Here is a 20,674-nt window from a genome sequence, read left to right on the forward strand (position 1 = left end):
CCGCCGGACTTAACTTAGAAACACCAGGAAAGCCACCCCACGGGGTGGCTTTCCTGCTTTAACCACCACCCGCCAACGGTAGAAGGCCACCCCACGAGGTGGCCTTCTACCGTTAAGCGTCACCGCCTGTCACCGATCCGCTCGAGACTCGCCGCTTTACCGAGGACGAACGTCCGGTATGGGAACAGTCGTGGGTGCATTCGGCCCCAGACGAGCCGATACTTGTGGCTAACTCCTGAGATCCGGACTAGCCATGCCGAGCATCGGCACAGAAGCCGGACTGGTCTCAGACAGCCGATCAATGTGGGCGAGGGTTCTCCTGAGTTGGCCACTCACGCGGGGGCCTGGTGGCGGGGCGCACTCCACCAAGAGACAATGGCCACCGCGCAGGGTGGCCTCGTGACGTTGAACGGTGCTGAATGCTGCCGTTCCGGTAGCGAGTACGTGCTCCAGCGGGTACTCCGGACCCACCAGCGATCCTGGCGTTCGGGAAGCTAGCTGGCGGTGGGGAGGAGGTCGGTGGCGGGGACCGGAGCTCCGTTGAGGATGTCCAGGCTCCAGCCCGACGACGTGTGCGCAAGCACGTTGAGGGATGCGTTCCTGATTGTGTCGACAGGCTGGCCGAGGGCCTGCATCAGTGTCAATCGGATCAGCGTTCCGTGGCTCACAACGATGATGCGGGCGCCGGGGTGGTCCCGGGTGAGCAGCTGAAGGGCGGTGAGACCACGAGCGGCCACGGTGGACTCCGATTCGGCGCCCATGAAGCCCCCGATGCCGGTGGGGCCGCCCGGTTCTCGGAGCGCGTCCAACTCGGGGCCGGCGCTCATTCCCTCGGCTGGGCCGTAGTTGCGCTCGACGATCTCGGGGATCCGCCTGGTGACGGTGAGACCAAGGCCGTGCGCGATCAGGTCCGCCGTTTCCGCCGCGCGGCTGAGCGGGGAGGAGACGACGAAGTCCCACTCGTAGTCAGCCAGGTCGCCGACGGCGTCCGCCGCTTGGCCACGGCCGATCTGGTTCAGGGGAATATCGGAATGACCCTGGATGCGCAAAGCAGCATTCCAATCGGTCTGTCCGTGGCGGATGAGGGCGAAGGTAGTTGTGGAGCTCACTGGACTATTCTCCCTCGAGCAGGTGCCGGGACATGAATCGGGTCTCGACGGGCTCAGCTACCGATTGGCTCAGCCCCCTACAGGATCAGCCCCCTATGGGATCAGCCACCGACTGGCTTGGCCACCGATTGGCTTGGCCACCGATTGGCTTGGCCACCGATTGGCTCAGCCACCGATGGGCTCAGCCACCGATGGGCTTGGGCACCGATGGGCTCAGCCACCGATGGGCTTGGACACGGATAGGTTTGCCACGGATGGCTCTCGTGGTCGACGGGCCTGATGGTCACGACGGATGAGAACCGACCGGGTCAGGTGATGGGGGCGGAGGCGAAGAGCACTCGGTCGCTCGCGACCAGGTCGTTCACGGTGTGAATTCGGTTGAGGTCCAGACCGGCGGCGAGGGCTCCTCGCCGTTCGGCGGCGGACTGCGGGGCCAAGCGCCCGAGCATCACACCGCCGAGGGCGCGCACGGCGCAGGCCGCGATGACACCCTCCGGGGTGCCGCCGATCCCGATCGAAAGGTCGACGGCGCCATCCGTCGACGCGGCGGCGATTGCGGTGGAGACGTCCCCCTCGAGAACGCGGAGTACGCGCGCGCCCGCGAACTCGATCTCGCGGATGAGCGCGGCGTGGCGAGGCTTGTCAAGTACGGCGACGGTTAGCGCGGTCTCGCGGATGCCGGTGGCAGCCGCGAAGGCACGGAGATTGTCGGTGGCGGAGACTCGGAGATCGAGCACGCCGTGCCCGGCCGGCCCGGCGATGAGCTTCTCCATGTAAAAGACTCCAGCCGGGTCGAACATCGTGCCGCGGGGGGAGAGGGCGATCACACAGACCGCCCCGGGCAAGGCCTCAGCGGCAAGACGTGTACCGTCGAGCGGGTCCACCGCGATGTCGCACTCCGGACCGTTCCCCGTGCCGAGTCGCTCGCCGTTGGCGAGCATCGGGGCCTCGTCTTTCTCGCCTTCGCCGATCACGACGGTGCCGCAAAACGGCGCTGTCAGGAGAACGGCGCGCATGGCCGCGACCGCGGCCTCGTCGGCGGCATTCTTGTCGCCCCGGCCGACCCAGGGGCGCGTGGCCCGGGCTGCCGCCTCGGTAGAGGCGCGCACGGCGGCGACCAGCTCGGCCGGCCACCCCTCGGCGCCGATGACGGTGGTTGCGACCCAGGGAACGGACGGGCTGTGCTGCGGCATGGACACCTCTTGCTGGGACAGCGGTCTCGTGACCGGCACAGAGAGCCTACTCGCGTGTCCGGTGCCTTCCTTCGTGCGGGTGCGTTACGCCAGGAGGTCGCGGATGTCGGAGGCGGTCAGAGCGGTGCCGCGCGCGGGGTCATCCGTCATCACGCTCTCGAACAGGCGGGCTTTCGTGGCTTTGAGGGCCATCACCTTCTCCTCGATCGTGTCGCGGGAGACCAAGCGGTAGACGAAGACCTTCTTCGTCTGGCCGATGCGGTGCATGCGGTCCACGGCCTGCGCCTCAGTGGCGGGGTTCCACCACGGGTCGAGCAGGATGGCATAGTCGGCTTCGGTCAGGTTGAGGCCGAAGCCGCCGGCCTTGAGGCTGATGAGGAAGACCGAGTTGTCGCCGGTCTTGAAATCGCTGATGACCTTCGCCCGGTTGCGGGTCTTGCCGTCGAGGTAGGAATAGCTGATCCCGGCGGCGTCGAGGCGCGCGCGGGCTTTGCCCAAGTACCGGGTGAACTGGCTGAAGATGAGGGTGCGGTGGCCGCCGGCCACGATGTCCTCCAGCAGTTCCAGGAGCACGTCGAGCTTGGTCGAGGGCACGTCGCCGTACTTGTCGTCGTAGAGGCTTGCGTCGAGGCTCAACTGGCGCAGCATGGTGAGGGAGCGGAAGATCTCGAACCTGTTCGCGTTCAAATCGTCGATCAGGCCCAGCACCTTCTGGCGCTCTCGCTGCAGGTGCGTGTTGTACACCGCGCGGTGCTTCGGGTGCAGCGTGAGCTCGAGCACCTGCTCCTGTTTGGTGGGCAGGTCACCGGCGACCTGTTCCTTCGTGCGGCGCAGCATGAACGGGCGGATGCGACGGCGAAGTTGGTCGAGCCGGTCGCCGTCGGCATCCTTCTCAATCGGTTTCTGGTAATAGTCGCCGAAGCGGCCGGGGTTGGGGAACAGGCCAGGCGCCGTGATCGACAGCAGCGACCAGAACTCCATCAGGTTGTTCTCGAGCGGGGTTCCGGTGATCGCCAGCTTGAACGGGGTGGCGAGGCGGCGGGCGCACTGGTGGGCCCGGGATTTGCGGTTCTTCACGAACTGGGCCTCATCGAGCAGGAGGCCCGACCAGGTGAGGGCGTCGTAGTCGTCGAAGTCGAGCCGGAACAGCGTGTACGAGGTGACGACGACATCGGCTTCGGCGTGCAGGGAGGCCAGGGTCGTGCTGCGCTTGCCGGCGGTCTCGGTGATGGCGGCGACTCGCAGCCCTGGCGCGAACCGGGCACATTCGGCGGCCCAGTTGGAGACGACGCTGGTGGGTGCCACGACCAGGAACGGTGCGCTCGCCCCAGGCTGCTCCCGCACGCGCTCCATCAGGGCAATCGCCTGCAGGGTCTTGCCGAGGCCCATATCGTCGGCGAGGATGCCGCCCAGCTGGTGGTCGTAGAGAAAGCTCAGCCACCCGAAACCGGACCGCTGATAGGCGCGCAGGGTGGCGTCAACCCCGGTCGGGAGAATCTGTTCCGGGATCTGGGTGATGTCGGTGAGCCCGGCCACGGTGTCGCGCCATGCGGCCGCCTGTCCGGCGACGATTCCGAGGGCCTGCAGCTCTCCCCAGAGGTCAGCCTGGAACGGGCTGATCCCCAGGGACTCGGCACCGGCATCCTGCAGCCCGCGGGCCTCCTCGATCAACCGGCGGAGCGTGTGCAGCTCGGGCCGGTCGAGACTGAACCAGGTGCCGCTCGGCAGGATCATCAGCTGCTGGCCGGAGGCCAGCGCGCGGAACAGGCTGTCGAACGGGATCTCCTCGCCGTCGATGCTGACCGACACCTGCAGGTCGAACCAGTCCCGGTCGTCGGCGCGTTCGGTGGTTCCCACTGCGATCACCGGCGCCTCATCGGCCCGGCGGTATTCCGTGGCGTCTCCGGCGACCAGCACCGTGACGTGCGGGGCGCCCTCCAGGGTCGGGACGACTGTGTCGAGGAAGCCCAGCATGGCGGACCCGGACAGGGTCGCCTGCTCGATCAGCACCGGCAGGCCGCCCCGCTGACCGACCAGCGCAGGCACGGGCGCCAGCAGCCCCTGCACCCCGAGCAGGATCTGCCCCTCGCGGATGTCGTCGCGGTAACGGATGTCGCCGGGCACCGGCCGGAGCGGCTGGTGGTACTCCGGGTAGTGCCACACCCAATGCAGCGTGATGCGGGCATCCGTTTGGTGCGTGATGGTGAGGGCCAGCACAGGCTGTGGGGTCTCGGGCAGGGTGAACGACGCGTCGCGGCTGGTGACGGTGACCCGGTTGCGCAGGAACGGGTAGAACTCGGCCAGAAAGTCGGGTTCGTCGGCGCCGGGCACGGCGATGCTGTCGGAGGCGGCTATGGTGCGCAGCTCTCGGCTGAGCTCGCCCGCGAGCGGCGCGAGGGTGATCTGCGGGGAGTCGGTGCCGGCCTGGGGCGCCCAGCTGTAGACACCGTGGGCGGGGTTGCCGATGAAGCCGAAGGTTCCCAGCGGTTGCGGCTCATCGCCCAGCAACAGGGTGGGGCGCAACGTCAACCCGTCGGCCGAGCGGCGGATGTCCAGCTCCAGGCCCGCAGGCGCGGGCGAGACGAGCACGGGGTGCTGCTGCTCGGTGGCGGAGACCAGAGTGAGCCCGGCATCCGCCGCGTCGTCGAGGAGAGTCCAGAGCGCCCGGTCGGGGAACGCGTCAACCGGGACCCAGTGGGGGGCGCTCGCGTAATACGGTCGCGCCGCGTATTGCAGCGCGTACAGTGCGGAAAGCACGCGCAGCTGACCGCGGTCGAGCGACCCGTCCGTGGTCAGGTTCTCCCAGGTGACACTGCCCCGGATCCACTTGCCCTGCTTGCCCATCATCACGGGCCGCGCCGCGAGCCGGCGAAGCCCCGGCTGGCTGGCGAAACGCCTATTCTCTGGAGCGAGGAGTTGGAACTGGAGCGCGAGCCGGGTTACGGCGGATGGCGCGGCATCCGGCCGCGCCAGCGGAGCCAGAGCGTTGCGCCACGCGGCCCGCGCTGGATAGCCGGCATCGGTGCCGGTGGGCGTGCCGGCTTGGCGTCGGTGATCGTAGGTGCCGGTGCCGGTGGAGGCGCCGGTGGCGTTGCCGATATCGGGGAAGTCGGGGTCGGCGGCGACACCGCCGCGGCTGCGCGCCACGGACCCACCCCGGCTGCCGAGTAGCAGGGCGGCGACATGCTTGCAATTGCGCTTCACCGGGCAGGTGCACACGCCGGATGCCCGCACCGTTGCGCCCGCGGAATCGAGCGTGAACGAGACGGTCACCGAATAGGGCGTGGGTCGGGAGCCGCGCACCGTTCCGAAGAGCTGGGTGCCCGAACCGAACCAGGTTTCTGCGCCGACGTGACCGTTGCGCAGGTAGCGCTCGCCGCGTGTGAAGGCCTGGCTGCCCACGAGGAGCGCGATGTCGTGGGAGCTGAGCGTGTGGGCCATGGCGGGCACCATTCTCCCATGCGCCCGGCCGGGGCAGGCCCGGCCGGACGCAGGGGAGGACTACTTCACGTGCCCGTGCTCCGTGGAGGACCCCTTCGTCAACGTCTTGCCCTGGAAGAAGGCGGGGTTGACGCGGCGCTGGACGAGCATCAGCACGATGCCACCGATGAACAGCACCATCGCGAGGATGAACACCAGCCCGACTCCGCCGATGTTTGATCCGCTGCCGTAGTCCGGATTCATGCTGTCGTACAGCGTGGTCGCGAAGATGACCAGCAGGATGACTCCGCCGACCAGCGGTGCCAGCAGCTTCAGGAGAATGGCCCGAGGTCCGCGCAGCGAGTCACGGAAATACCAGACGCAGGCGAACGCGGTGACCCCGTAGTAGAAGCAGATCATCATGCCCAGGGTGAGAATCGTGTCGGTCAGCACATCAGTGCTGAGTACGCGCATGACCGCATAGAAGCCCCAGGCCACGGTGCCTGCCATCACGGTGGCGAAGGCCGGGGACTTGTAGCGCGGGCTGATCGAGGCGAACCGCTTCGGGAAGGCCTGGTAATGACCCATCGAGAGCATGGTGCGCGCCGGCCCGACGAAGGTCGACTGCAGCGATGCGGCCGAACTCGACAATACGGCCAGCGACATCAGGATGGCGAAGGGACCCATCACCGGTCCGGCCAGGGCGGCGAACACATTGCCTTGGATCTCCTCGTTACCGAGCCCGAATTCGCCGGTGCCGATGCCGGAGAACATCAGGGTGGCGACGGCTACGAGGATGTAGAGCGCGAAGATGATGCCGACTGTCAACGTTGCCGCCCGCCCGGGGGTGGTCTTCGGGTTCTTGGTCTCCTCGTTCATGGTCAGGGTGACGTCCCAGCCCCAGAAGATGAAGATCGAGAGCGAGACCCCGGCCGCAAAGGCCGAGAACGAGGGGGTGAGGAACGGGTTGAACCAGTCGGCATTGAGCGCGATGGCGTCAAAGGCGGTGCCTTCGGCGACCTGCGTCAGGGCCGCCACGCTGAACCAGACCAGCACGATCAGCTGGAAGGCGACGAGCACGTACTGCACGGCCTTGGTGGTCTCCATGCCGCGGTAGGAGATGTACGCGGCCGCCACCATGAACACCAGACAGGTGAGCACGTTGATGATCACGTTGTTGGTCAGATCGGCGAGGCCCGGGTTGCCGAACAGCTGGGCGAGCATGAGATAGAAGAAGTCGACGGCGACTCCGGCGAGGTTTGAGAGCACGACCACGGTCGCGACGATGAGACCCCAGCCGCCCATCCAGCCCAGCCACGGACCGAAGGCGCGGGTTGCCCAGGTGAAGGACGTGCCGGCATCCGGCATGGCGTTGTTGAGCTCACGGTAGCCGAGCGCTACCAGCAGCATCGGGATGAACCCGACCAGGAAGATGCCCGGCATCTGGGTGCCGACGGCCGCAACTGTCGGGCCGAGGGAGGCCGTCAGGGTGTAGGCCGGCGCGATGCACGAGATGCCGATGACCGTGGCGCCCAGCAGACCGATCGATCCGGCGCTGAGGCCCTTCTCGGACAGACCGCCGGTGAGGGTGGAGGTTCCGGGCGTCGTGCCCGAGGAAGGAGATTGGCTAGTCATAGGACTGTCCTTAGGGTCAGTGCGGCTTACGGGCGTCAGTGCCGGTGGGAACCACGATGAGGGGAACGGGGAGCGCGTGCAGCATGCGATGCGCGGTGATACCGAGGAAGATCGTGGTGGGCTGGGCCAGTCGACTTGATCCGACGAAGGCAACCTCGGTGGGCTGCCAGTCGAGAGCCTCGACCGCGGCTTCGACGCTGTGCCCGGAGGCGACCTCGGTGCTGATGGCGCCGTGCGCCTTGGACCGGCTGTGGAAGTACTCCAGCACTTCGGCCAGATGCGACTGGCTCGCGCTCTCCTCGGTCGGGTGCCGGCGACCGGCGTCGACCTCCACGAGGGTGACGAACCGCAGGTCGACGGTGAGGTCTTCGGAGAAGGCCAGCAGAGAATCGAGCAGCGCTCGCCACCCGGGCCGGGTGCCGATGGCGCACGTGATCCGGGTCAGCTGAGCGGGGGCCTGATAGCCGCGGGGCGCAAGGGCGACGGGCACGGGAGACGAGTGCAGGAGCGCATTCGCGACGCTGCCGATCGTGAATCGGTTCATCAGGCCGCGACGGGACGCACCGACGACGATACGGTCCGAGTCGAAGGTGCGGGCGGCCTGGAGCAGACCCTCCGTGGTGGACTCGGCGTAGAGCAGATGCGTGGTGGCGACGACATCGGCCGGCACCCGCGCCAGACCCTGTTCGAGCCATTCGAGGGATTGTGCCTCGAGCAGCGCCTGATAGTCCGGGGAGGAGACGGCGCCGACGCGGGCCGGCACGGTGGAGGAATGATGGGGAAGCACAAGGCACAGACGCAGCTCGGAGCGGGTCAGGCGGGCCAGCGCGACACCCAGCTCGATGGTGTCATTGCCCCGCTCGGTCGCTTCGTAGGCGACGACATAGTTGGGTACTCGGGTCACGCGGGTCTCTCCCTCGGTTCGCGACGGGTGTCGCACTGATCAGTGTTCATGCGTGTGCCCGGCGTGCTCGCCCGGCGCGCAGTGCGCCGAAGTCGGTTCCACGTCGAGCGACGGGTTGCGGTCGAAGAAGCCGACCGGCTTGAGCCAGAAGGACACGGTGTCGACTGGCATGATCGGCCAGTCTTCCGGTCTGGTGATGTGATGGATGCCGAAAACGTACCAGAGCACGACGTCGGTGTCGCGCACTGGTCGGCGCGCCTGGATCCAATTGGGCAGGCCCAGGTCGACCGCGCTCTGGTTCACGAACTCGCCACAGGGCCAGCGCTCGGCCTCGTCGTTCGGGGTGACCCAGACCGTGTGCCCGATCACCTGGGCGCGTCGGAGTGCGGGCGCGGCAGGGTCGAAGAACGAGGGGATGGCCCCGCCCGGCACCAGTTTGTAGGACACGCTGGTGCCGAGGCCGTTGAACGACTTCTCGTTCACGACCTTCCAAGACCGCTGGGTGTCCCAGTTGTAGTCGTCGAAGCCCTCGGTCTCGATGGCGGTGTTCTGCTGGGTTATCGCGAGGCCGAGCGGGTTCGCGGGGCCGATCGGCTCGGCCCTGGTCTCGGTGCGGAACACCGTGTTGTTCGGGCCGTCCACGTCGAGGTCCATCCGGGCCACGATGAAGTGCTGGTGGAACGGGGCGTAGGTGCGGGTGTCGACGAGGGTTCCGTTGGGGTGTGGCTGGCCCTCGGCGAGGTGGGTCACCACCATGATCCCGGTGGCGCGAACCTCGCACTCCATGTTGCCGTCCTCGTAGAAGCGCCAGTAGACGAGGTACTCGTAGTTCGCGACCGTGACGTGGAAGGACACGACGAGACGGCGCATCCGGCGCACCTCGGCACTGCCGTTGTGGTCGACGTGCTTCCAGAGCACCGCGTTGTCTTCCTCGTGGATGCAGAACGCGTTCGGGATGCTGTACGGCTCGCCCTTGCTGTTGTGCAGAACGGCGTCGAGGTAGCGGATCTCGCCAAGGCAGTCGCAGCCGAGTTCGAGCGACGTGGTCATGAAGCCCAGACCCCACTCGCCGATGTCGAAGGCCGTGCGCCGAAAGTGGTCGACGCTGGGGTCGCGGTAGGGCACGACCATCTCCGCGAACGACAGCCGATTGGCGATGGGGCGCACCCGGCCGCCGTCGCGGTAGCCCACGGTGTGCAGCGTCATGCCCTCGCGGTAGTTGAAGCCCACCCGCAGCGACCAGTTCTGCCACTCGACCAGGTTGCCGTCGAGGGTGAAGCTCGGACCGTCGGGCTGCACCACGTCGAGGGGTTTGAGCGGCGGGCGCGGGCTACGGTCACGGATGCGCCCCGGCACCAGGTGCGGCACGTATTCGCCCATACCCTCCGGTGGGTCGACCGTGAACGAGTCCTCGACCTCGAGGAGCTCCATCCTGTTCACGTCGAGCACGAAGTGCAAACCGCTGACCGGGCCCGCGTAGGGGTTGGCTTCCGCGGAGGCCCTGACCCAGACGTCTGACCAGCCTAGGCGGAGGCCGCGGTACCGGTCGGGGATGACGGCGTCGCCGTAGGTCCAAGTGTCGATGAAGACCAGGTCGAGGTCGGTGATGCCCCGGCGGGCGAGGGCGGCGATCACGTCGGGGTGCGAGCGGAGGGCGGCGTCGGCCTCCTCCCACTCGTCGACGGTGAAGTTCGCCTGCACCCCGGGCACGGTGTCCCAGTCGAGCAGGGCGTCGGTCGAGAGCGACACTACGCCCACCCAGGTGGTGTTCTCGGCCCTGTTCAAGACGACCAGACGCACCCGGCGATCGGGTACCGCGTTCGTGGCCGCGAACGCGGCGACGGCGCTCCGGGTGGGCTCGACTAGCTCGATCGACGTGAACCGCCAGCCGTCGGCGACCCCGCGCTCACGGGCGAGGATGGCGACCGCTGCGGTGAACTCAGCGGCGGAGAGCGGGTCGAGCGGATGGAATGTCATCGATGGTCCTCGATTCTCGTTGAGCGGCGGCGGATGGTCGGGGCCGAGACCTATTCCAGTGAGCTCATCACATGCTTGATCCGGGTGTAGTCTTCGACGCCGTACATCGAAAGGTCCTTTCCGTAACCGGACTGCTTGAACCCGCCGTGCGGCATCTCGGCGGTCAGCAGGATGTGTGTGTTGATCCACACCGCGCCGAAGTCGAGGTCGCGGGAGACGCGCATGGCCGTGGGGTGGTCGCGGGTCCACACGCTCGATGCGAGGGCGTAGCTGACATCGTTCGCGAGGGTGACCGCTTCGTCCTCCGAGGTGAAGGATTGCACCGTGATCACCGGGCCGAATGTTTCCTCCTGCACGATGGCATCCGTTTGACGCACCTTCGTGACGACGGTGGGCTCGAAGAAGAAGCCCGCGGTGCCGATCTGGTGGCCGCCGGTGGCGATCACGGCGTGGTCGGGCAGCTCGGCGACCTTTCGCACGACGTCGCCGAAGTGGTTGACGTTGTTGAGCGGGCCGAAGTAGTTGTCGGCGTCGTCGGCGGAGCCGGTGGTGCGGCTGCGGGCCTCGGTGACGAAGGCGTCGACGAACTCGTCGTGGATGGATTCGTGCACCAGCACGCGGGTGACGGCCGTGCAGTCCTGCCCGGCGTTGTAGAAGGAGAAGTCGGCGATGGCGGCGGCGGTCTTCGCGACGTCCACGTCGGCGAAGACCAGCGCCGGCGCCTTGCCGCCGAGCTCGAGGTGCGCCCGCTTGAGCGTTTTGGCAGCGCCAGCGGCGACGGCCATGCCTGCCCGCACGCTGCCGGTGATCGAGACCAGGCCGGGCACCGGATGCTCGACGATCGCGGCCCCGGTGCCACCGTTGCCGAGCACGATGTTCATCACTCCGTCGGGAAGGATGCCCTGGCTGATCCGGGCGAGTTCCAGGGTCGACTCTGGGGTGGTGTCGCTGGGCTTGAGCACAAGAGTGTTGCCGGCTGCAAGTGCCGGCCCGATCTTCCAGATCGCCATCAGGAACGGGAAGTTCCACGGGGTGACCTGGCCGACCACGCCGATCGGCTCGCGGCGCACCCAGGAGGTCATGCCCGGCAGGTATTCGCCGGCCGACTTGCCCTCGAGCAGGCGGGCAGCACCCGCGAAGAAGCGCAGCTGATCGGCGCCGGCCGCAACCTCGTCGGCCGCGATCGTGGCTCGGGGCTGGCCCGTGTTGCGGTGCTGGGCCTCCACGATGGCGTCGCTCTCGGCGTCGATCGCGTCGGCGAGGCGCAGTAGCGCACGCTGCCGTTCGGCGGGGGTGGTGCGACCCCAGGTGCGGAAGGCGGTCTTCGCAGCGGTCATTGCTTCGTCGACGTCGGCGGCGGTCGAGACCGGAGCCCGGGCGACCAGGTCACCCGTGGTCGGATCGATGATGTCGAGCAGCTCGGTGCCCGCTGGATCGATGAACCGGCCGTTGACGAAGTTTTTTAGGGTGGGGGTGGCCACGGGCCTGATCCTCTGCGCTGAGTGTGGAAACGGGTCTTTAGTTCGGTAAGTATGGCAGCAGACGGACGAATCCGGATACCCCGGGAGGAAATGGGTTTTCATAAGCCTGGGCGCTGCCCGCCGCCGAACCGCTGGCGCGCGTGACCGATGTCACCTAAACTTGAGTCCATCAGACTCAGCTTTTTCCCCTACCTGCAGCGAGAGCGGCCGGCCCGAGAGAGGATCTTCCGATGCAAGCAGGCCAGCAACCATCCCAGGACGACGCCAAGACGGCCTTGGAGCAGTACGGTGTGAATCTCACCGAGATCGCCAAAAGCGGCAAGCTCGACCCGGTGATCGGCCGGGACGCCGAGATTCGTCGGGTGAGTCAGGTGCTCACTCGACGAACCAAGAACAACCCCGTGCTGATCGGGGAACCCGGCGTGGGCAAGACCGCCGTGGTGGAGGGCCTGGCTCAGCGCATCGTGGCCGGCGACGTGGCCGACTCCTTGAAGGGCAAGCAGCTGGTGTCCCTTGACCTGGCTGCGCTGGTGGCCGGCGCGAAGTACCGCGGCGAATTCGAGGAACGGCTCAAGGCCGTGCTCAAGGAGATCAATGACGCCGAGGGACAGATCATCACCTTCGTCGACGAGCTGCACACCCTGATGGGTGCCGGCGGCGGCGAGGGCTCCGTGGCTGCCGCCAATATGCTCAAGCCCATGCTCGCCCGCGGCGAGCTGCGTCTGATCGGCGCCACCACCCTGAATGAGTACCGCGAATTCATCGAAAAGGATGCCGCCCTGGAGCGCCGCTTCCAGCCCGTCCTGGTCGACGAGCCGAGCGTGGAGGACACCGTCGCCATTCTGCGCGGGCTCAAGGAGCGCTACGAGGCCCACCACAAGGTGTCGATCGCGGACTCGGCGCTGGTCGCCGCGGCATCCCTCTCCAACCGGTACATCACGGCCCGCCAACTGCCCGACAAGGCCATCGACCTGATCGACGAGGCGGCCAGCCGGCTTCGGATGGAGATCGATTCCGCCCCGGTGGAGATTGACGAGCTGCGACGCAGCGTGGACCGGCTCAAGCTGGAGGAGCTTGCCCTCAAGAAGGAGAAAGACGACGCCTCGAAGGCGCGGCTGGAGAAGCTGCGCGGCGACCTCGCGGAACGCGAGGGGAAACTGACCGAGCTGCAGGCCCGCTGGGACAAGGAGCGTGCCTCGCTGAACCGGGTTGGCGAGCTGAAGGAGCGGCTCGACACCGCGCGCAGCGGGGCCGACCGGGCCGAACGCGAGGGCAACCTGGAGAAGGCGTCCCGGCTGCTGTACGGCGACATCCCGAAAATGGAGAAGGAGCTCGCCGCTGCCGAGCAGGCCGAGTCCGGCGGCCCGCGCATGGTCAACGACCAGGTCACCTCCGAGGACATCGCCGCCGTGGTCGCGATGTGGACCGGTATTCCGGTGGGTCGGTTGCTACAGGGAGAGACAGAGAAACTGCTGAACTTGGAAGCGGAGCTCGGCCACCGCCTGGTCGGGCAGAGGCAGGCCGTGCGTGCGGTCTCCGACGCCGTGCGCCGCAGTCGGGCGGGCATCTCCGACCCAGACCGGCCGACCGGGTCGTTCCTCTTCCTCGGGCCGACCGGTGTGGGCAAGACCGAGCTCGCGAAGGCGCTCGCCGAGTTCCTCTTCGACGACGAAAAAGCCATGGTACGTATCGACATGAGCGAATACGGGGAGAAGTTCTCCGTCTCCCGCCTGGTGGGGGCCCCTCCCGGGTACGTCGGCTACGAGCAGGGCGGTCAGCTGACCGAGGCCGTGCGCCGGCGCCCTTACTCGGTGATCCTGTTCGACGAAGTGGAGAAGGCGCATCCGGAGGTCTTCGACGTTCTGCTGCAGGTGCTCGACGACGGCCGGCTCACGGATGGCCAGGGTCGCACGGTGGACTTCCGCAACACGATCCTGGTGCTGACGTCGAACCTCGGGTCTGCGTTCCTGATCGACCCGTCGTTGAGCCGGGAGGAGAAGGAGACGGCCGTGCAGACCCTCGTGCGTCAGACCTTCAAGCCCGAGTTCGTCAACCGCCTCGACGACATCGTTGTGTTCCAGACGCTGTCGATGGATGACCTGGGCCAGATCGTCGGCCTGATGGTCGACCGGCTGGAAAAACGACTGGTCGAGCGTCGGCTCGAGCTCGGGGTGACCCCGGATGCCCGCACCTGGCTGGCCGAGCGCGGCTACGACCCGATCTATGGCGCGCGCCCGCTGCGCCGGCTGATGCAGACCGAGATCGACGACCGCCTGGCGACCGCGATCCTGTCCGGGGCTGTGCGGGACGGCGACACGGTGCGCGTGGATCTGGCGCCGGACGGGGATTCGCTCAGCGTCGCATCCGCCCCGGTCCTGGTGGTGGATCCGGCCGACCTCGACGACGACGCGCTGCTGTAACTTCGGCTCGCCGATGGCCGGGGGTGTCGGCCTGGGCTGTTCGCCGGGCATTCCCGCCGGGTTTTCGCGTCCAGCGGAATTCGGTGGGAATACGGCGGATTGGGCCCCCTGACCCGGCGCCGGTCAGGGGGCTGGCATAGGCTCGAACCATGCGTGCAACAGTGATTTACGGGGAACGGGATATCCGCCTCGAAGAAGTACCCGATCCGATTCTCTCCACCGGCGGTGACGCCATCGTGCGTGTCGTCGCAGCCTGCGTCTGTGGCTCAGACCTCTGGCCCTACCGGGGCGTCCAGCCCACCGACGAACCCAAACGGATCGGCCACGAGTTCGTCGGCATCGTCGAAGAAATCGGCGCCGACGTCAGCCGGGTCAAGGTCGGCGACTTTGTCATCGCACCGTTCTACGACTGCGACAACACCTGCATCAACTGCCAGAACGGCACCAGCACCTCGTGCCTGCACGGCGGATGGTGGGGCGCGGACGACCGGCTCGGCGGCTTCGCCGATGGCGCTCAGGGCGAGAAGGTGCGCGTTCCGCACGCCGACGGATCGCTCGTGGCGACGCCGGAGATGCCCACGGATGCCCAGGTTCCGGGTCTTCTGACCCTCGCCGACGTCATGGGTACCGGCCACCACGCCGCCATCTCCGCCGGCGTGACGACCGGCAGCACCGTCGTCGTCGTGGGCGACGGCGCAGTGGGCCTCTGCGCCATCATCGCGGCCAAGCGGCTCGGGGCTTCCCGCATCGTCGCCATGTCCAGGCACCCCGAACGTCAGGTCGTGGCCCGCGAGTTCGGTGCGACCGACATCGTCGAGGAGCGCGGCGAGGCCGGCGTGGCCCGCATCCGTGAGCTCTTCGACGGCATCGGCGCGGATTGCGTGCTCGAGTGCGTCGGCACCAAGGAGTCAATGGAGCAGGCCATCGCGTCGGCCCGTCCGGGCGGAATGGTCGGCTACGTCGGTGTTCCCACCGGTGGTCCGATCGAGGTTGGCCCGCTCTTCGGGCGCAACGTCGGACTCAACGGCGGCGTCGCATCCGTTCGCGGCTATGTGGAAGAGCTGCTTCCGGAGGTGCTCTCTGGCGCCATCGATCCCGGCCGCGTGTTCGACCTGCAGCTTCCGCTGTCCGAGGTCGCCGAGGCTTACGCCGCCATGGACGAGCGCCGCGCCATCAAGGTGCTGCTGCGCCCGTGACTGAGCCTCGATAGCCGAGCTCGCGAGAGCGCGGACATGGCCCCCTCACTGGTGTGAGGGGGCCATGTCCGCAAAACCGCTGGTGTGCGCTGCCGGTGAGGTGATTTTTTGGGCGCTCGATGGCGGCGCCCCGTGATTGCGACACGGCGCATCGACCTGGGCCTGCCGCGCACCAGAGCGGCCGCCAGCGTCTCGCTAGAGTATCTTGACCAGTTCCAGTTCGTGCCTGCTGGGGTCCAGGTTGTATCGCGCGCTGTTCCCGGTGGCCGCGAAGCCCCGATTTTCGTACGCCCGTCTCGCGCGAGCGTTGTCTTCGTGCACATGGAGAGTCAACCTGTCGCTCTCGGTACGGGCCCAGTCTTCAACGGCCGCCAGCAGGGCATCGGTCAGGCCGACCTCGCCGCCTCGAAAGTCAGGTGCCACATACACGCCCACGAGTAGGGGGCCGGTGTTTGGATCGGGCACGAATCCTGCCATCGTTCCCACCCAGCGCCCGGACTCGGTGATTGCCGCAATCGCGATGCCGTGTTCACTGGCGCCGCGCCGTCCGCGCATTCTCCACTCGGCCTCGTCGTGGCTCAGTGCGTCATCCAGAGTTTCAGCGTAACCGGTCGGCGTGTCACGAATCATCTCCAAGCGCAGGTCACGAATTTCACGCCAGTCGGACTCATCCGTTGATCGGATGGAGAACCTATCTGTGTTCATCTCAGTGAGCCTAGGGCTCAGATGCCGGATGGCTCCGACATTCAGGGGAGAGCAGGGCGACGTCGTTTCGGCGGCACGGCTGAGGGTGTCGGTGATGAGGGTCACGGTTCGCTTTCACGCTGGAAGCTGTTCGCTCGCGGAGCGGCAACGCTGACACGCAGTCCAACCCGCACCGCGAGTCTCAACGGGTCGGCGTTGGCTGCTCCAGCAGGAGTCGACGCGCGGTCAGGCCGATGACCGCGCTATAGGTGGGATAGGCGAAGCGCACCCCGGCCAGGGTGGCGACGTCGACGCCGGCGGCCATCGCTGTCGTCACGGACTGGATCACCTCGACCGCGTTCTCCCCGGTGGCATGGGCACCGAGGATCAATTCCCGCCGTCGGTCTGCGATCAGCTTGAGGAATCCCGGTTCCCGACCGTCGATGACCGCGCGGTCGAGTTCGGTGTAGGGCACTGTCGCGACGACGCAGTAAGGGTCGCGAGACCGGGCCTCCTCTTCGGTGAACCCCACTCCGGCGTAGTCGGGATCGGTGAATCCGCCGGCCGGAAGCAGATGGTGCGGCGTTCTGCGATTGGCGCCCAGCACTGCGTTCTCGGCCGCTGCCTCGCCCTCGAACTGGGCGGCCTGCACGAGCATGTCCCGCCCGTTCGCGTCGCCGACCGCGAAAATGTGGGACACCTCACTGCGAAAGTACAGGTCCACCGGGATCGCCGACCGCGCCGTGGTGATGCCGGCCTTGTCGAGTCCCAGGTCGTCGACATCCGCCGGCCAGCCCGTGGACATGACGACAGCGTCGAAGGTTGACGACTGCGCCGTTCCGTTCTCGCGCCAGGACAGGGTGAGGGATCCGTCGGATTCCTGCTCGATCGCCGTGACCGTTTCAATGCCCGTGTGCACAGCAACACCCTGCTGACGGAACGCCGCCGACACCATGGCGGAGATGTCGGAATCCGAAGCCGTCAGGATACGCGGCGCGACGTCGAGCACGGTCACGGCCGAGCCGAACGAATTGAACACCGTGACCAGTTGTGCGCCGGTGTTGCCCGCGCCGATCACGGCGACCCGTCGGGGCAGTTCCGTCAGGTTCAGGATGTCTTCCGGGACGGTCGCGAGGTGCGCCCCCGGCACGGGGAGTCGACGGGAGTGCCCGCCGACGCAGACCAGGAACGTGTCGGCGGTGAGGATGCGACCGGTGTCCAGGATCACGGAGTGCGGATCGAGGAAACGCGCCCGACCTTCCAGTACCAGTTCGATCCCCGCGTCAGCGAAGTGCTCGGCCTCGCTCTTGATCGAGCGCACCTGATCCACCCGCGACTGCACCCGATCGACCATGGTGGCCCAGTCGATGTATGGATCAGCGACCACGATCCCATAGGTATTCGCTGTGCGCACTTCGCGCATCAGGCGCGCCGCCTTGGCGAGCACCCGCGTTGGCACGCAGCCCGTGTTCACGCAGGTTCCGCCGAGCCGGTCGGCCTCCGCAACGGCAACCCGGGCTCCCAGCTCGGCCGCCCGGAGTGCTGCGGCCGTCCCGGCCGGCCCCGCGCCGATGACGACGACATCGAAGTGATCGGGGGCGTATTCGGTCATCGAGGTCTCCACACGTCGTCACTGCTGTCACCGCCCGAGCGCAGGGCCGGGAGAAATAGTAGGACACTATATCTACCCGACGGTGCTGTGGACTTACTGATTGCGGCGGCGTGAGGCGGGGATCTCGACAGGCTCAACCAGGGGCGACCACGCGGGTGGTGCGGCTACTCCTTGATCAGGCCGGCCCGCACCTCGCGGCGCAGCACCTTGCCGATCAGCGACCGAGGCAGCTCGTCGACCTCAACGATGGTGCGCGGCACCTTGTAAGCGGAGAGCCGCGTGCGGCAGTAGGTGCGGAGGGCGTCCACGTCAAGGGTGGCGCCGGGCGAGAGCACGACCGCTGCGGAGACGTCTTCACCGCCGTTCGCGCTCGGCAGCCCGATGACGGCGGCGTCGGCGACATCCGGATGCGAGAGAAGGGCAGCCTCGACCTCGGAGGGGGCCACGTTGAAGCCGCCCGTGATGATGAGTTCCTTGATTCGGTCGACGACCGTGACGAAACCGTCAGCTGAGACCCGCACGATGTCACCGGTGCGCAGCCAGCCGCCATCGAGCAGTGTCTTGGCTGTTTCGGTGGGCTGGTCCCAGTAACCGGAGAAAACCTGGGGGCCGCGGATGAGCAGCTCGCCCTCCTCTTCGATGCCGCGGTTCACGGTGGGGTCCTCCGGGTCGACGACACGGATCTCCGTGCTCGGGAACGGCACGCCGACCGTGCCCGGGCGCCGGGTGGGGCCCATCGGGTTTCCCACGGCGATGGGGGAGGCTTCGGTCATTCCGTAGCCCTCGACCAGCAGCCCGCCGGTGGCGGACTCCCAGCGTTCCACGATCGAGACCGGCAGACTCATGGCGCCGGAGATGGCGAAACGGATGTTGCGCAAGCTCACATTCTGCTTCGCGGCGGCCGTCACGAGCCGGTCGTAGATCGGCGGCACGGCCGGCATGAACGTGGGTGGGGTGCGCTTGGCCGCTTCGAGCAGCAGACCCTCGTCGAACTTGGGGAACAGCACGAGCCGCGCGCCGGTGGCCATCGCGAACGACAGGCACAGTGTCAGGCCGTAGGCGTGGAACATGGGCAGAACTGCATAGAAGACCTCTTCGCCGGGGCGCAGCCCTTGCACCCAGGCCTCGCCCTGCAGGGCGTTAGAGCGCAGGTTGAAGTGGCTGAGGATGGCGCCCTTCGGGATGCCGGTGGTTCCGCTGGTGTACTGGAGCGCGGCCGTATCGGTGATCTTCGGGCGTGGGTGGCTTGCGCGCAGCTTGCGTGAGCCGACAATCCCGGCCCAGGTGAAGACATCCTTGCCCAGCGGACCGGAGGTCAGGGCGTCGCGGGATTCGCGTGCCTTGGTGATCGGAAGCTTGAGCAGGAGCCGCTTGGCGAGGGGCATCGCCTCGGTCAAGTTGACCGCAATCACGGTGCGCAGGCCGAGGTCGGCCGGAAAATCGGTGACGACCTTGTAGATCTTGTCCCAGACGATGGCGATGCGGGCGCCATGGTCCTCGAACTGGTGCCGGAGCTCGCGCTCGGTATAGAGCGGGTTGTGCTCGACGACGATCGCGCCCAAGCGCAGCACCGCGTAGAAGGCCACCACGTGCTGCGGGCAGTTCGGCAGCACCAGGGCCACCCGGTCACCGGGTTTGACGCCGAGGCGCAGCAGACCGTTCGCGGCGCGGGCGATCTGCTCGTCGAGCTCGGTATAGGTGGTGGTGGCGCCGAAGAAGTCGAGGGCCACCTTGGGGCCGAACCGGCGCGCGGAGGTCTCGATCATGTCGGACAGCGTGTCGGTCGGTTCCTGGATGGTGCTCGGCACGCCGGGGGCGTAGGAGCCGAGCCAGGGCTTGTTCTCGAAGACGTTCATCGGGCGGCCAGCTCTCGGATCAGGGCCGCGACGAATGCGTCGATGTCGGCCTCCTGAGTGTCGAAGCCGCACATCCAGCGCACCTCGTTGGTCGCGGGATCCCAATCGTAGAACCGGAAATGCCCGCGCAGCCGGTCCGCCACGCCGGGCGGCAGGATTGCGAAGATGGCGTTGGCCTGAGTGTTCTGGGTGAAGGAGAGACCCTTGATCTCCCCGGACGCGACGCCGGACTCGAGGGCGGTGCGCATCCGTCGGGCCATGGCGTTGGCGTGGCCGGCGTTCCGCAGCCACAAGTCGCCGCCGAGCAGCGCGATCAGCTGGGCCGAGATGAAACGCATCTTCGAGGCCAGCTGCATGTTCAGTTTGCGCAGGTAGATGAGGCCTGCGGATGCCTCCGGGTTCAGCACCACGACGCACTCGCCGTACATCATGCCGTTCTTCGTGCCGCCGAAGCTGAGCACGTCGACGCCGGCGTCGCGGGTGAACGCACGGAACGGCAGTCCGAGCGAGGCTGCGGCGTTGGACAGGCGGGCACCGTCCATGTGCAGCTTCATGCCGTGGGCGTGCGCGTGGTCGGCGATGGCCCGCACCTCGTCGACCGTGTAGGCGGTGCCGAGCTCGGTGGTCTGCGTGATCGACACGACGAGCGGCTGGGCGCGGTGCTCGTCGCCCCAACCCCACGCTTGCTGGTCGATCAGCGCGGGGGTGAGCTTGCCGTCGGGGGTGTCGACGGTGAGGAGCTTGATGCCGGCCACCTTTTCGGGGGCCCCCGCCTCATCCGTGTTGATATGAGCAGTGGATGCGCAGATCACGGCGCCCCAGCGCGGAAGCATGGACTGCAGGCCGATCACATTGGCGCCGGTCCCGTTGAAGACCGGGAAGGCTTCCACACCCGCACCGAAGTGGAGGGCGAAGACCTCCTGCAGCCGGGCGGTGTAGACGTCTTCGCCGTAGGCGATCTGGTGCGCGCCGTTGGCGGCGACGATCGCTTCGAGAATCTCGGGATGCACCCCGGAGTAGTTGTCAGAGGCGAACCCGCGCGAAGAAAGGTCATGGAGTTGAGTCACCCCTCCATCTTGGCGCATCCGGCCGCTCCGCTTCTGTGCGCTCGGTGTGCGAATTCGACGGAGATTTTGCGTTGAAATGGCCATATCGGGCCGACACGGGGCTGTGGGAGCAAAATCTCC

At 67.3% G+C, this 20,674-nt stretch carries 13 protein-coding genes; 2 read left to right on the forward strand and 11 right to left on the reverse strand.

Going from position 1 to position 20,674, the window contains the following annotated elements; all coding sequences use genetic code 11:
- Positions 1-494: 494 nt before the first annotated feature.
- The 7 genes from E3O65_RS13250 to E3O65_RS13280 all read right to left on the reverse strand — a co-directional run bounded on the left by E3O65_RS13250 (position 495) and on the right by E3O65_RS13280 (position 11,719).
- Positions 495-1,109, reverse strand: a complete 615-nt coding sequence (locus E3O65_RS13250) for a histidine phosphatase family protein (RefSeq protein WP_134364208.1) — start codon at positions 1,107-1,109, stop codon at positions 495-497.
- Between the two features lie 308 nt (positions 1,110-1,417).
- Positions 1,418-2,302 (reverse strand): class II fructose-bisphosphatase, encoded by an 885-nt coding sequence (glpX, locus tag E3O65_RS13255; protein ID WP_134364209.1) that lies wholly within the window; start codon positions 2,300-2,302, stop codon positions 1,418-1,420.
- A gap of 84 nt (positions 2,303-2,386) precedes the next feature.
- Entirely contained in the window at positions 2,387-5,743 is a 3,357-nt protein-coding gene (locus tag E3O65_RS13260) for a DEAD/DEAH box helicase (protein WP_241985696.1), read from the reverse strand.
- 60 nt (positions 5,744-5,803) lie between these two features.
- Complete coding sequence (locus E3O65_RS13265) at positions 5,804-7,357, reverse strand: APC family permease (RefSeq protein WP_134364211.1); 1,554 nt, start codon at positions 7,355-7,357, stop codon at positions 5,804-5,806.
- A gap of 16 nt (positions 7,358-7,373) precedes the next feature.
- Positions 7,374-8,261: a universal stress protein gene (locus E3O65_RS13270; RefSeq protein ID WP_166785749.1), complete on the reverse strand. Its 888-nt coding sequence runs from the start codon at positions 8,259-8,261 to the stop codon at positions 7,374-7,376.
- A 39-nt stretch (positions 8,262-8,300) separates the two neighbouring features.
- A complete protein-coding gene (locus E3O65_RS13275; protein WP_134364213.1) occupies positions 8,301-10,238 on the reverse strand; it encodes a primary-amine oxidase in 1,938 nt (645 codons plus the stop codon).
- A 50-nt stretch (positions 10,239-10,288) separates the two neighbouring features.
- A complete protein-coding gene (locus tag E3O65_RS13280; protein WP_422386428.1) occupies positions 10,289-11,719 on the reverse strand; it encodes a gamma-aminobutyraldehyde dehydrogenase in 1,431 nt (476 codons plus the stop codon).
- Positions 11,720-11,949: 230 nt separating this feature from the next.
- On the opposite strand from E3O65_RS13280, the gene E3O65_RS13285 reads away from it, so the two are divergent.
- The gene (locus tag E3O65_RS13285; protein ID WP_134364215.1) at positions 11,950-14,139 is read left to right on the forward strand and encodes an ATP-dependent Clp protease ATP-binding subunit; all 2,190 of its coding nucleotides are present in this window, start codon (positions 11,950-11,952) and stop codon (positions 14,137-14,139) included.
- Positions 14,140-14,288: 149 nt separating this feature from the next.
- Entirely contained in the window at positions 14,289-15,335 is a 1,047-nt protein-coding gene (locus E3O65_RS13290; protein ID WP_134364216.1) for a zinc-dependent alcohol dehydrogenase family protein, read from the forward strand.
- A gap of 195 nt (positions 15,336-15,530) precedes the next feature.
- On the opposite strand, the gene E3O65_RS13295 is transcribed toward E3O65_RS13290, so the two are convergent.
- From E3O65_RS13295 to E3O65_RS13310, 4 genes are all read right to left on the reverse strand, one after another.
- Entirely contained in the window at positions 15,531-16,040 is a 510-nt protein-coding gene (locus tag E3O65_RS13295) for a GNAT family N-acetyltransferase (protein WP_134364217.1), read from the reverse strand.
- A gap of 181 nt (positions 16,041-16,221) precedes the next feature.
- Positions 16,222-17,631, reverse strand: a complete 1,410-nt coding sequence (locus E3O65_RS13300) for a dihydrolipoyl dehydrogenase family protein (RefSeq protein WP_134364218.1) — start codon at positions 17,629-17,631, stop codon at positions 16,222-16,224.
- A gap of 164 nt (positions 17,632-17,795) precedes the next feature.
- Positions 17,796-19,487, reverse strand: a complete 1,692-nt coding sequence (locus tag E3O65_RS13305; RefSeq protein WP_134364219.1) for a long-chain-fatty-acid--CoA ligase — start codon at positions 19,485-19,487, stop codon at positions 17,796-17,798.
- On the reverse strand, positions 19,484-20,572 hold the full coding sequence (locus tag E3O65_RS13310) for a threonine aldolase family protein (protein ID WP_134364220.1): 1,089 nt from the start codon (positions 20,570-20,572) through the stop codon (positions 19,484-19,486). The genes E3O65_RS13305 and E3O65_RS13310 overlap by 4 nt, the downstream gene beginning before the upstream one ends.
- Positions 20,573-20,674 lie beyond the last annotated feature (102 nt).

The organism is Cryobacterium breve, from assembly GCF_004402375.1.
In the GTDB taxonomy this organism is placed as follows: Bacteria; Actinomycetota; Actinomycetes; order Actinomycetales; family Microbacteriaceae; genus Cryobacterium; species Cryobacterium breve.

Coding starts and splice junctions, on each gene's coding strand:
- glpX (WP_134364209.1), bottom strand. CDS start 2,302: ATGCCGCAGCACAGCCCGTCCGTTCCCTGGGTCGCAACCACCGTCATC.
- E3O65_RS13285 (WP_134364215.1), top strand. CDS start 11,950: ATGCAAGCAGGCCAGCAACCATCCCAGGACGACGCCAAGACGGCCTTG.
- E3O65_RS13300 (WP_134364218.1), bottom strand. CDS start 17,631: ATGACCGAATACGCCCCCGATCACTTCGATGTCGTCGTCATCGGCGCG.
- E3O65_RS13295 (WP_134364217.1), bottom strand. CDS start 16,040: ATGAACACAGATAGGTTCTCCATCCGATCAACGGATGAGTCCGACTGG.
- E3O65_RS13260 (WP_241985696.1), bottom strand. CDS start 5,743: ATGGCCCACACGCTCAGCTCCCACGACATCGCGCTCCTCGTGGGCAGC.
- E3O65_RS13305 (WP_134364219.1), bottom strand. CDS start 19,487: ATGAACGTCTTCGAGAACAAGCCCTGGCTCGGCTCCTACGCCCCCGGC.
- E3O65_RS13290 (WP_134364216.1), top strand. CDS start 14,289: ATGCGTGCAACAGTGATTTACGGGGAACGGGATATCCGCCTCGAAGAA.
- E3O65_RS13275 (WP_134364213.1), bottom strand. CDS start 10,238: ATGACATTCCATCCGCTCGACCCGCTCTCCGCCGCTGAGTTCACCGCA.
- E3O65_RS13310 (WP_134364220.1), bottom strand. CDS start 20,572: ATGCGCCAAGATGGAGGGGTGACTCAACTCCATGACCTTTCTTCGCGC.
- E3O65_RS13265 (WP_134364211.1), bottom strand. CDS start 7,357: ATGACTAGCCAATCTCCTTCCTCGGGCACGACGCCCGGAACCTCCACC.